The following is a 13,001-nucleotide window of genomic DNA, read 5'->3' on the forward strand; positions in this document are numbered from 1 at the left end:
TATTCTTATTGTAAATACATATAAAAAGAGAGCCGTAACGGCTCTCTTTTTTATTTTGACAGTATGAAGTTCAGTAGAGTATTTGAGTTTAACTACGCACGCGTAATATTGCGTACTGGGGCATTGAAACTTTCTGGTGTGGATTAATAATTTTGTATGCTCAAAAAACACAGGTCTTTAATGTTGATTTTTTATCATTGCTCATAATTTGTTTAATAATTTAATCTGAATTTTAGTAAATTGGAACTGAAAAACACGAATCATATTCTTTTATCATTAAAAATTACAGGCGAACATTTTGTCTTGTTAGTTTTTATTTTATTGAGAAGCTATTAATATTGGGAAATTTATGCTTTCAGTAGTACGAATGCCAACTTGAGCTTGTGAAAACATAAAAAACAACAAGATGATTTATAAGTTTTTCTTTAAGATGATCAATGACGAAACAGAGAAGATGGATGACGATTTTGACAGTAATTATCTGCATCTTATCAATCGGTATCTGCTTTTACTGTTTTTCATATTTCTGTTTTATTCCATTTTTATTATCGCTTTTTTCGGAGATATGTTGATCTCAACATTTCTTACCGTAATTACCTTTTTCTGGCTGTTTCTTATGGCTATAAAAGGAAAAACCAGGCGGTTTAAAAAGGTTTTGAAAACTTCTATTATCGGTACATTTGTTTTACTGACTTTTATTGTCAACTTTTTTAATATTTATACTTACAAGAATGCAGGGGTAGAATATTTCTACTTTTGTCTTCTGTTTGCGGTTCCTTTCTTCCTGAATTACAAAAAAGATTCTTTTTCCATCTTTTTTATTACATTCATGATCAGCATCAATTTTATAGTATGTCTGTATTTTGATTTTGATTTTCTGCCAAAGAGCAGATTTATAGAAAAAGAAGATTTTAAAACAATAAAACTGTTGAATATTTTATTTTCTATTGCTTCCTTTTTGATGGATATTGTCTTTATTACCCAGAAGGATGCCCTTATCCACGGCTTAATTACGGACAGAAAAGAAAAAGACTCTACCATCAAGGATCTGGTGAAAACAAATACAGAACTCATGAAGCACCAGATGCTTATCAATCATCTTTCAGAAGAAAATATCGAGGAAATTTTAAGCCTGGCTGAAAATAATTCGCCTATGTTTTTTGAAAAATTTCAGGTGTTTTTTCCTCATTTTATTCCTGATATTTTAAAAATAAATCCTAATCTTATCCATTCTGAACTGTATTTCTGTGCTTTGATGAAACTTGATTTTGATACCAAGAAAATAGCACAATGTACCAATAACAGTATTCGTGCGGTAGAAAGTAAAAAATACAGAATCCGGAAAAAACTGAACATCTCCTCAGAGATCAACGTTAATAGCTTTCTTATTAAAATTTAAACAAAATTCCGATTTTTGTTACTTATACGTAGTGTTGAGTAGTATTTGATGGCATTTTTTGTTTTTCTTGTCAATATTTTTACTTAAAAATATTGTGATGAATATTAAGAACATTCATATTGGGAGTCTGGTCAGATCCAAAGTAGAAGAACATCAGATTTCAATAGAAAGAATTTCCCGATTTTTAAACAGAGCGGAAGATGAAATAGAAATGATGTATCATGCAAGAAGCATGGATACCGAAGTTCTGTTGAAGTGGTGCAAGCTTTTAAAATTTGATTTCTTTAGGTTTTATACCAGCCACCTGATTTTATATGCTCCTCAGTCAAGAATTGATAATACAGCCATCCAAAAGGGAAAGGCGATGGTTTTCCGGAAAAGTATCTATACCCAGGAAGTAAAAGATTTTATACTTGAAAAAATTGATAGTAGTACAATGACGGCTAACGATGTTGTGGAACGGTATAAGATTCCTAAAACCACCTTATATAAATGGATGAAAAAAATATAATATGATGCCTGACTATAAGCAGATTTATACTGATATTCTTCAAGAAAAATTCCCTGAAAAATTAATAGATAGCACCATCATGTTTAAGTTGGAAACTCTCCATTCTGCTATTGATATTCTGAAATTTAATCAAATCATTTTTGGTGAACCTGAATATACGTTGGGGCGCAAAAGCCAAAGACTCCGTTCTTATGACGAAGAATCTATTTTGAAGATTCTCAGTTATCAGAAAAGAAATGAGCTTACCAATCTTCAGCTCAGTCATCATTTTAAAATAAGCCGAAATACCATTGCCAAATGGAAAATCATTTTTAAAGTATGAATAATTGTGTTTCATTTAATCTCTTGGCGTTATGATTTTAAATAAATAATCAATAATGATATTTGTGTTGTTTCTGTTTTTCTTTTTTATTTTATGTTTGAGATTTATTAAATAATTCAACTTTTTGTTAGTGCTTTTTCACGATTGTAAGTTGTTGACTTTTTGTGAGTTTTACTACGCGTGAGTAGTATTGCGTAGTGGGAATTAATTAGTAATGGTCTGTGAATGATAATTTTGTGACGGTTAAATGACTGAGCTGCTTGGTTGAAATTTTAATCATTAAACAATTATAATTCATACAATGATGGACACAAAATTTACAATGTTCCCAATCAAAGTCTTGCTGATAGCAATGCTCTTTGCTTTTGGAAAAATTTATTCACAGGCTAATAATGGAGCGGTAGGAATTAATACTACTGCACCCAATTCAAACTCTGTTTTGGATGTTGTTTCAGGAAATAATAACAAAGGAGTACTTATTCCGAGGTTAACTGAAACAGAGCGAAATGCAATTGTAATTAATCAATCCAAAGATGATGGCTTGACAATTTACAATACCACAGAAGACTGTTTTAATTACTGGAGTCTTGCTGACAATGAATGGAAAAGTGTCTGCGGACAAATGGGGAAAGCTGTTTTTACCATAGACTGCTCCTCTTCCAAAGCAATGGGAAGCTACGTGAAAGGGAAAGAACTTACCAATTCGAATTACCTGAGCATTGCTGTTAATGTTACAAAACCAGGGAATTATACCATTTCCGGAACGACAACAAATGGATATAACTTTTATGGAACCGGAGTATTCCTTAATACCGGAACTCAAACCATACAGATTCCGGGACAGGGAGCTCCTCAGAATATTCAGACAGATAATGTAGCCCTTGAAGCCAACGGAACTGCTGTTACCTGTACTCCTGCAATTTCTATTACGGTACTGAGTCCTTCCGGAACATATACTATGAGCTGTGGAAGTGCAACGGTAAACGGAGTCTATAAAGTAGGAACTGCTCTTACAGCTTCCAATACGATTACTTTGCCAGTGAATGTTTCAACACTTGGAAGTTACACCATTACCACCAATACTGTTGATGGAATTTCTTTCAGTGGATCAGGAGTATTTGCTGCTACAGGAAATCAGAATATTACACTGCAAGGGACAGGTACACCTTCCTCCACGACTGTAAAAACAATGACCATTACTTCTGACAGCCAGGGAGGAGTTTCCACCACATGTACTGTCAATGTGATTGTGGTGGTTCCCAAGAAAAAACTTTTAACCATTGGAACAGCTCCAAATGGTTGTGGATATAATGTATCAGGAACTTCACCATCAGGTATGGTGACTAAAGCTGCCGCTAATTTTGGAACACTGGCAAACAGTATTGTAAAATACGAAGGATGGGATCAGATCATAGATGGTACAGACAGTCCAAATGCCACACAGCTGACAACCTGGACAACGGGAGCAAATCCTGTAGATATTATTGTTATTGGATATGCATGGGGAATGAATGCTGCAGAGGCTCAGGTATTAAAAAATTATCTGGCAAAAGGAGGTGTAATCGTTGCTTATTCTGAAAGTAATAGCGGAATGCAGAACCTTTTCAGAAATGTTTTTGACGGATCTGTAAATACCGGAAGTGTAAACAGTGCGGGAGCTATCTATAAACTTCCACTTACCAATGACGAAATACTGAATGGCCCTTTTGGCGATATAAGAGGATTGCAATGGGGTGAAGATGCTTCTTCTACAACATATGCAACAGGGCTGCCTTCCAGTGAGATTACTGTATATTCAGGAGATACAAATATTTCTACAGCTTCACCCACAGGAAATGTAGGTCGTGTAACAGCATTTAAGCATAACACCCTGAACTTTATCTGGGTAGGAGATGGAGGATTTAACTCTCAGTGTGGAACTGTTACTTCTCCCAATACTTCAGATACGATATGTCCATTCTATGCAGATACGAACTATAAACCAATTCCTAAACCCAACTATGGAAATGGGGCAGCTGCCTATGAAATGAATGTATATAACTCAATATTCTATGCAAATGCTCTTGCCTGGGCAATTAAAAAGGCAGAATTCAGTGGAATAAACACAAAATGATAAGGTTTTTTAAAGATGGCTCCGGCACGATTATTCGTGCCGGAGTTTTTTATTTTATATATCTTTTAACCTCCTGTGTCAGGTTTAATATAAATTCCACAGGGATATCCTCTTCTGTATTGATAAGTAGAATTTTGAACTTCTTTCTGCCATCCTGAATCAGTTCAGGATAATCAAGTCTGTCACCGTGATAAAAACTCAGATAGTGTTTTTGGTATTTTTTGCTGTAATAGAAGTAGCACAGCATTTTCTTTTTGTATTTAATAAACGGAAGTCCGAAACTGAATGTTTCTGTAATATTTTCCGGATCTGAAGCTAAAATAGTATCACGCAAAAACAAAAGAGTACTTCTTTCAGGCTCTTCGATTCTGTAGAAATACTCTTGTATGGGGTTCATTGTAATTCAGTTAAATGATTAGTCAAAGTTTTGAAGTTCAACCAGTTTGTGGTATACGCCTCTTTTAGCAATCAGATCATGGTGTGTCCCTTGTTCTACAATATCACCTTTTTCCATGACCACAATCCAGTCTGCTTTCTGAATGGTTGAAAGACGATGGGCAATGACTAAAGAAGTTCTGTTTTCCATCATTTTTTCCAGTGCATCCTGTACAAATCTTTCAGATTCCGTATCCAGTGCAGAGGTGGCTTCATCCAGAATCATAATAGGTGGGTTTTTCAACACTGCTCTGGCAATAGAAACCCTTTGTTTCTGACCTCCGGAAAGCTTTCCGCCATCATCACCGATATTGGTATCATATCCTTCTGGAAGATTGGTGATGAAGGTGTCTGCATTGGCAATTTTAGCGGCTGCAATCACTTCTTCTCTGGTGGCATCAGGTTTACCCATCAGGATATTGTTGTAAACGGAATCATTGAATAATACAGATTCCTGTGTTACCATTCCCAGAAGCTTACGGTATTTCTGTAATTTTAAATGCTTGATGTCTGTTCCGTCAATCAGAATTTCTCCTTCCGAAACATCATAGAATCTTGCTAAAAGATTGGCAATAGTTGTTTTACCACTTCCACTTTGCCCAACAAGAGCAACCGTTTTTCCTTTTTGGATGGAAAGTGAGAAATTTTTAAGAATCGTATGATCTTTATCGTAGTAAAAACCAATATTATTAAACTCGATTGATTTATTTAATGTTGAGATGGAAACAGGGTTCGCTATTTCGTCAATTCTTACATCAGCATCAAGAATTGCCAACACCCTTTCAAGAGATGCTTCTCCTTTCTGCACATTCGAAATGGACTGGGATAAACTTTTTACAGGAGGTAAAATCTGGAAGAAAATACCCAGGAAAACCAGGAAATCTGCAGGTGAGATGCTTTGTTCTACAATGATTTGCTTTCCACCGTACCAGGCAATAATTAAAAAAGTAACGGAGCCTAAAAATTCGCTCATTGGAGAGGCCAATTCCTTTTTTCTTCCTAATCTTATTGAACTGTTAATCCATTTCTGCATAGACTGCATAAAACGGTTGTCCATTATTTTTTCTGCACTGAAAATCTTAATCACCTTTGTAGACTTTAATGTTTCGTCTACAATGGAGAAAATATTTCCCATCTCATTTTGAGCCTCGTGAGAATCTTTTTTCAGACTTTTTCCTATTAAAGCAATCATTGTTCCCATTACAGGTAATACTAAAAGCGAGAAAAGAGTCATTTCTGTACTTAAAAAGAAAAGAGTCACCAACGTGCTTATCAGCATAAAAGGAGCGTTGATTAATTCAACTAAACTTCCCAAAATATTCCCTTCAACTTCACCCACATCATTTGACATACGAGACATCAGATCTCCTTTTTTGCTTTCTGTAAAAAAGGAAACAGGCAGAGAAAGAATCTTTCTGTACATCGCTCCACGCAGGTCTTTAGTAACACCCACACGATAATTGATCAATAAAAATGAACCTAAATATCTGAAAAGGTTTCTCAGTAGAAACATAAAAGCCGTTATCACGCAAAGCCAGGCCAAAACGTTAAGTGCCCCATGTTCGGTTACTAAACTCTGAACATAATAATTGGCATATTCTTTTGCATAAGAGAAAAAGTCTAAAATTTCTCCCGAATACACAGGGGGTTGGCTGTATTTTTTAGCCTCAATGGTGCCGAAAAGCATTCCCAAAACGGGTAGAATAGTTCCCAAAGAAGCAATTTGAAATACAGAATACAGGAGATTAAAAAATAAACTTCCGTAGATGTATTTTTGGTGGGGTCTTGCGAACTTTAGTATTTTAATATATTGGTTCATTCAATGAAAAAATTGGATAGCAAAATTACGTAAAATTAAAAGATAAGACGTTCTTAATCCTGTTTTACTTTAATGGATAAGTTTCAAAAAATGTCTTTTTGTTACAACTCACAACTATTGAATCTTATTTTTTGAATCAATAAGACTAAAGAACAGGAAGTAAAAGACTAAGGCTGTTTAATGCAAAAACCGCTATCTCAGCGGTTTTCATATATGGTTTAATTAAAATTTCACTTGGTCATTATATTTCGGAGCAAAGTTTTTAGGATTCAGTTTGTCCAGTGTTTTTCCCAAATTATTGATGATGTGGGTCATATTATCAAAATCTACAATATTGATATCATCATTTTCGTGGTGATAATGAGATGCTTTGGTCATATCAACGGTTGAAAATGAATGGGCAATGATTTTCTTTTTTACAAAACTCACATTGTCTGAACGGTAGAAAAGCTGTTGTTTTGCATATGGGTCTGCATTGATTTTTAATCCATTCACAGCATTTTGATTGAAAAGTTCATCAAGATCCGAGAATCCGTCTCCTGTCATATATAATGCGTTTTTTCCCCATTGAGATTCTGTAGCGACCATTTCAAAATTGAAAAGAGCAGTCATCTTATTATAAATAGGATCCAGATTTTTATCCGTTGAAATAGCTCTTGAGCCCAGCATTCCTTTTTCTTCCCCATTGAATGCCATGAACACCATAGAGAATTCCGGTTTTTTGTTTTTGAAATAATCGGCAATACCTACCAGGGTGGTAATTCCGCTGGCATCATCATCCGCTCCGTTGTAAATATTGTCTCCGCTTTTATCACTGGTTCCGATATGATCAAAATGCCCTGAGAATCCAAGATATTGATCAGTTTTTCCCTTTTTGATTCCACAGACATTATATACCGTTTTTCCATTATAATCAAAAGGAACCAGATAAGATTTTCCGGTACAGTATTCCAGGTTATTTTCTTTGAAAAGCTTTGCAATATAGTTGGCAGCATTTTCATTTTCCTGAGTTCCGATTTCACGGCCTTTCATTTCATCTGAAGCAAGAGTGGAAAGAACTGTTTTTACTCTTTCCTTGGAAACCTCCTGTGCAAAAGTAAATATGGAGAATAGTGATAATGTAAGATACGTTAGCTTTTTCATTGTCTTTTATTAAAAGTTATATGATCTGTCGTATTTCTGATCAAAAAGTTGCAATGAAATTACATAAATTAAATAAGAATATGAGATAAATAAAAAACAGCTCCTTAAAAGAAGCTGTTCTCACTCAAAAAATCGTTGTAAGGCTATCGAAGTCTGTCTACAGATTTTACGAGCCTCTCATCTTTTCGGATGCAAATGTTTGCAATAAGCAGACAGATCACCGCAAGCAATGGGAAAATCGGCTCAATACCCTTCTCAGGAAAATGAATTCCTCCGGATAAGTTTAGTAACCAGTACGCCAATACACCAATCAACAAAACGTTTATAATGATGCTGATGGTATTCAGCAAAATTTGTCTTTTTCTGTTTTTGAAACTAAAAATACTTAATGCTCCTGTAATAACAAGCACGATACAGCTTATATTAAGCAAGGGAATACTGTCAGAAATGACAACATCCTGTCCTGTTATGAAAAGGAAAACTGCAGCTAAAACTGCTAATAAAGTCCATATAGTTTGTATTCTCTGTAGCATTGAATATTAAATTCTAGGCAAAAATAATATAAATTTTGCACAATTCAAAAATAAGTGTAGATTTGCATTATACAATGTACTTGAAAACCAAAGTCACCGGACTTACTTTTCTTACTCACAATTAATTACATTTTTACATAAATATGTTTAACATAGAAACGTTAAGGTCAAAATCCGTAACGGAACTGACTAAAATCTTAAAAGATTTGGGCGTTAAAGTTGCAAGAACCAGCAATGAAAATGACAAGATCTTTGCTATTCTTGACTTTCAGGCTTCTAACCCTAAAGTTGCAAAAGATTATTTCAACGCCACAGAAACCACCAGTGTAAATACTGAAGAGGCCTCAGCAGAAAAACCTGCTAAAGCCCCGGCAAGAAAAGCTGCCCCCAAAAAACCGGCAGCCCCCAAGCCAAAAGCAAATACAAAAGCTCCGGTAGAACCTAAAGAAGAGGAAAAAATAGAAGAAAAGGTTCCTGCTGCTGAAGAAGTAAAACAGGAAGAGCCCAAAGCTGAAGCCACTGCAATCGTAACAGAAGATACATCAGCCACCGCTCAAGCTAAAAAGAAAAGAAAAAGAGTTTCTACCAATACAGGTAATACTGAAGTATCTCAGGAAAAACCAGAAGCTCCAAAAAACACAGATTCTCAAGAGCCTGCCCAGGCCGAAGAAAAGCCTAACAATCCTCCTCAACAACAGGCTAACAGACCTCAAAAAGGACATAACCATCCACAGAACAGTGGAAACCAACATAAAAACCAAAACCAGAACCAACATCAGCATCAAAACCAAAATCAGAATCAAAACAGACATTCTGAAAAGGCAGAGGAGCAGCACGACCATAAAAAAGAATTTAATTTCGATGGATTGGTAAGCATTGAAGGGGTGTTGGAAATCTTACCCGATAACTACGGATTTTTACGTTCCTCAGATTTTAGCTATATCTCTTCTCCGGATGACGTGTATGTATCTACAGCACAGATCAGGAATTATGGGTTGAAAACCGGAGATACAGTTAAAGGAATTGTAAGACTTCCGAAAGAAGGAGAGAAATATTTTTCATTATTGAAACCTACAGAAGTTAACGGGCGTGACCTTGCATTTATCAAGGACCGTGTAGCTTTTGAATATTTGACTCCGCTTTTCCCGGAAGAAAAATTCAATTTGGCAGGAAGTAACTCCACTATTTCGACAAGAATTGTAGATTTATTTGCCCCTATTGGAAAAGGACAAAGAGCAATGATTGTTGCACAGCCTAAAACAGGTAAAACAATGTTGCTTAAAGATATCGCCAATTCTATTGCGGCCAACCACCCGGAGGTATATATGATGGTTCTTTTGATCGATGAACGTCCGGAAGAAGTTACAGATATGGAAAGAAGTGTAAATGCAGAAGTAATTGCATCTACATTTGATGAAGCGGCAGAAAAACATGTGAAGGTAGCTAATCTTGTTCTTGCAAAAGCACAAAGAATGGTAGAATGTGGACATGATGTGGTGATTTTGCTGGACTCTATTACAAGACTGGCAAGAGCATACAATACGGTTACTCCGGCATCAGGTAAAGTTCTTTCTGGTGGGGTAGACGCTAATGCGCTTCACAAGCCAAAAAGATTCTTTGGAGCCGCAAGAAAAATTGAAGGTGGAGGATCTTTAACAATTATTGCAACAGCATTGATTGACACAGGATCTAAAATGGATGAAGTAATCTTTGAAGAATTTAAAGGTACAGGAAATATGGAGCTTCAGTTAGACAGAAAAATTGCTAACAGAAGAATTTATCCGGCTATCGATTTAATTTCTTCCAGTACTCGTAGAGATGATCTTCTTTTAGATGAAGTGACTTCTCAGAGAATGTGGATCTTCAGAAAATATCTTTCTGAAATGAATCCTGTAGAAGCTATGGAATTTGTTAATAAGAACATCAAAGGAACTCTGAATAATGAAGAATTCCTGATGTCAATGAATAAATAAATTTAATTTAATATTGTTAAATAAAAAGCACGGATCATTAGGTTCGTGCTTTTTGTTAGTATTTAATAAAAAAATAAAACTTAATTCATTCTAAATCAATATATCAATGTTAAAGATTTATTAAAGTAATCCACAATCCTTGATAATCCCTTAAATATTGGCTAATTTTGAATTATAACATTAAAAATAAAGATTATGTCATTTGAATTACCAAAACTAGGATATGCATACGATGCATTAGAGCCAACTATCGATGCAAGAACTATGGAAATCCACCATACAAAACACCACCAGGCATATATTGACAATTTAAATAAAGCAATTGAAGGAACTGAACTAGCAGGAAAAACGATTGAAGAAATCTGCCAGACAGGAACAGACAAACCAGCAGTAAGAAACAACGGTGGAGGTCACTTCAACCACTCTTTATTCTGGGAAATTTTAACTCCAGGAGGAAGCAAGGAGCCAGTAGGAAATGTAAAAGCTGCTATTGAAAATTATGGTGGTCTTGACAAATTCAAAACTGATTTTTCTGATGCTGCTAAAACAAGATTCGGTTCAGGATGGGCTTGGTTAGTAAAAAATGCTGACGGTTCTGTATCTGTTTCTTCTACACCTAATCAGGATAACCCATTAATGCCTGTAGCAGACGTTAAAGGAACACCTGTTTTAGGATTAGATGTTTGGGAGCACGCTTATTATTTAAACTACCAAAACAGAAGACCTGATTATGTTTCTGCATTTTTCGATGTAGTAAACTGGGATAAAGTAGAGGAATTATTCAATAAATAATTTTCAGCTATTATAAAAATGAAAAGGTTCAGAATTACTCTGAACCTTTTTTATTGGGAATTATGTAATACTTACCTTATGGAGTCACTTCCGGTTAGCCCGTTCAATCTTAGTTTGTATTTCCAGTTGACATACACGAAAACCTGGTATAATTTATATTCAAACTTGATCCCGTACTTTTCCTGAGGATCATAATCTATCCCGGATTCTATAATATCTCTATATCTGCCGGAATTATAATAGCCGTTCCATTCGTTGACCAAAAATGTATTTTTTGTCTTGAGATAAGATTCTGTATACTGACTGATGGGTTTAGCCACTGCGTTCAGAAAATAATCAAACTGAGTATCAATGACCGTAAGATCCCATTCGCCGTCTTCGTTTTTAGAAGGCTTCATTTCATGTTGCTCTTTATCTTTCTTAGGAGTTTCCTGAGAAAAACAGCTGAAAGGGATCCATGCAATCATTATTAATAAAAAAATATTTTTCATGATATAGGTATTTACATAAAAAAAGCACTCCAATAAGAGTGCCTAACTTTTTTATGGTTCTTTCTGAAGAACTACAAATGCCGGAAAGTGGTCACTATAGCCTCCTGTAAACTGGTCTCCATTCCAGGATCTGAAAGGATATCCTTTATAATTTCCTTCTTTATTGACTAAATAAGCGGGTGCAAAAATCTCTGCCTTATAAACAGAATATTCTTTTGTCACCTGATCTGAAATTACGTTTTTAGAAACGATGATCTGGTCAAACAGGTTGGGAGCATCCTGATAAGCCAAAGAAGCCACTCCTTTCTTATATAAAGGATACATCAGATTTAGATAAGGTGTTTCTTCACTTAAATCTTTAGGGCTTGCCTGGGCTTTCAGGTGGTTTTTTAAACTTGGGCTTACAGGATCATCGTTAAAGTCACCCATCGCAAAAAGCTTTGTGGTTGGGTCTGCAGCTCTTACACTGTCCATCTGTTGTTTTAACAATGCAGCGGCTGCATTTCTTTTAGGTAAAGAAATCGCTTCACCACCTCTTCTGGAAGGCCAGTGGTTCATGAAAAATGCTACTTTTTCATTATCTAAAAACCCAGTTACGACAAGGATGTCTCTGGTATATTCTCTTTTTCCGTTGTCACCGTAAATTTTCAGTTCTTTTTTTAATGAATTGGTAGGGGTGAATCTTCTTTTCTGGTAGATCAGCGCTACGTCAATCCCTCTGTAGTCATAAGAATTGTAATGAATAATTCCGTAGTCATATTTCTTTAAAGCAGGTTCGTTCACAAGATCCTGAATGACCTGTCTGTTTTCAACCTCGATTAAGCCAACTACTGCCGGAGCTGTTTTGGTATACTGTGCGCCCATTTCGGAAATTACTTTAGCTTCATTAGCCAGTTTCGCTTTGTAAATTTTAGTTCCGTAGTTCTTGGCACTTTTTGGGGTAAATTCCTCAGATCCACTTTGTTCTCTTACGGCTTTTTTTCCTTTTAATGCTCCGTCACTCCATGGTCCGTCGTATTTTTCAGCTTCCAGAAATTTGATAGAATCCATAGGGATACTTCTGTGGAAAGCAGGATTTTTTATGTCTTTTGTTCCGTCAATATAATCTGCTGAACGGATAGTGTCCCAAAGGTTTTCTACATTTAAAAAACCTACGGTAGCTACTTTTCTCAGTTTTCCCTGTTGTTGTGAGAATGCCACGATCGAAATAAGAATGGCAAACAGACTCGAAAATCTCTTCATCTCTTTAGCGTTTTATTATTCTGTTAATTACAAATTTACTTTTTTTTAATTCACTGCGTTTTAAATATTTGTAAATTTAAAAGCAGTAATTCGAACCTCTCTTTTATAATGATTCTTAAAAGATTGCAATGTTATGAAAAAATAATGTTAAAAAAGTTCTGAATTACAAAATTTGATTAAATTTGTGCCCCCAACTTTTAAACTGTTGAAAATTAACAAGAAAAGTAT

General features: G+C 35.3%; 12 protein-coding genes. 6 read left to right on the top strand and 6 right to left on the bottom strand.

Annotation, left to right across the window (positions count from 1 at the left end; translation table 11 throughout):
- Window positions 1-406: 406 nt before the first annotated feature.
- The 4 genes from CQ022_RS15245 to CQ022_RS15260 all read left to right on the top strand — a co-directional run bounded on the left by CQ022_RS15245 (window position 407) and on the right by CQ022_RS15260 (window position 4,345).
- A complete protein-coding gene (locus CQ022_RS15245) occupies window positions 407-1,399 on the top strand; it encodes a helix-turn-helix transcriptional regulator (protein WP_105683184.1) in 993 nt (330 codons plus the stop codon).
- A 97-nt stretch (window positions 1,400-1,496) separates the two neighbouring features.
- On the top strand, window positions 1,497-1,910 hold the full coding sequence (locus CQ022_RS15250; RefSeq protein ID WP_105683185.1) for a transposase: 414 nt from the start codon (window positions 1,497-1,499) through the stop codon (window positions 1,908-1,910).
- Window position 1,911: 1 nt separating this feature from the next.
- Entirely contained in the window at window positions 1,912-2,232 is a 321-nt protein-coding gene (locus CQ022_RS15255) for a transposase (RefSeq protein WP_105683186.1), read from the top strand.
- Window positions 2,233-2,533: 301 nt separating this feature from the next.
- On the top strand, window positions 2,534-4,345 hold the full coding sequence (locus CQ022_RS15260; RefSeq protein WP_105683187.1) for a hypothetical protein: 1,812 nt from the start codon (window positions 2,534-2,536) through the stop codon (window positions 4,343-4,345).
- 49 nt (window positions 4,346-4,394) lie between these two features.
- Here CQ022_RS15260 and CQ022_RS15265 read toward each other — a convergent pair whose 3' ends face one another.
- The 4 genes from CQ022_RS15265 to CQ022_RS15280 all read right to left on the bottom strand — a co-directional run bounded on the left by CQ022_RS15265 (window position 4,395) and on the right by CQ022_RS15280 (window position 8,275).
- The gene (locus tag CQ022_RS15265) at window positions 4,395-4,742 is read right to left on the bottom strand and encodes a DUF1801 domain-containing protein (protein ID WP_105683188.1); all 348 of its coding nucleotides are present in this window, start codon (window positions 4,740-4,742) and stop codon (window positions 4,395-4,397) included.
- 18 nt (window positions 4,743-4,760) lie between these two features.
- Window positions 4,761-6,599, bottom strand: coding sequence for an ABC transporter ATP-binding protein (locus tag CQ022_RS15270; protein ID WP_105683189.1), 1,839 nt, complete (start codon window positions 6,597-6,599; stop codon window positions 4,761-4,763).
- A 222-nt stretch (window positions 6,600-6,821) separates the two neighbouring features.
- A complete protein-coding gene (locus CQ022_RS15275; RefSeq protein WP_105683190.1) occupies window positions 6,822-7,742 on the bottom strand; it encodes a M28 family peptidase in 921 nt (306 codons plus the stop codon).
- Window positions 7,743-7,885: 143 nt separating this feature from the next.
- Window positions 7,886-8,275: a DUF4293 family protein gene (locus CQ022_RS15280; RefSeq protein WP_105683191.1), complete on the bottom strand. Its 390-nt coding sequence runs from the start codon at window positions 8,273-8,275 to the stop codon at window positions 7,886-7,888.
- A 143-nt stretch (window positions 8,276-8,418) separates the two neighbouring features.
- On the opposite strand from CQ022_RS15280, the gene rho reads away from it, so the two are divergent.
- Complete coding sequence (rho, locus tag CQ022_RS15285) at window positions 8,419-10,248, top strand: transcription termination factor Rho (RefSeq protein WP_105683192.1); 1,830 nt, start codon at window positions 8,419-8,421, stop codon at window positions 10,246-10,248.
- Window positions 10,249-10,443: 195 nt separating this feature from the next.
- Window positions 10,444-11,040: a superoxide dismutase gene (locus CQ022_RS15290; protein WP_034691558.1), complete on the top strand. Its 597-nt coding sequence runs from the start codon at window positions 10,444-10,446 to the stop codon at window positions 11,038-11,040.
- Window positions 11,041-11,111: 71 nt separating this feature from the next.
- Here the strand turns inward: CQ022_RS15290 and CQ022_RS15295 are convergent, their stop codons facing one another.
- Window positions 11,112-11,531, bottom strand: coding sequence for a DUF6146 family protein (locus tag CQ022_RS15295; protein ID WP_105683193.1), 420 nt, complete (start codon window positions 11,529-11,531; stop codon window positions 11,112-11,114).
- Window positions 11,532-11,582: 51 nt separating this feature from the next.
- Window positions 11,583-12,773, bottom strand: a complete 1,191-nt coding sequence (locus CQ022_RS15300) for an endonuclease (RefSeq protein ID WP_105683194.1) — start codon at window positions 12,771-12,773, stop codon at window positions 11,583-11,585.
- Window positions 12,774-13,001 lie beyond the last annotated feature (228 nt).

It is taken from the genome of Chryseobacterium culicis (genome assembly GCF_002979755.1).
Lineage (GTDB): Bacteria > Bacteroidota > Bacteroidia > Flavobacteriales > Weeksellaceae > Chryseobacterium > Chryseobacterium culicis_A.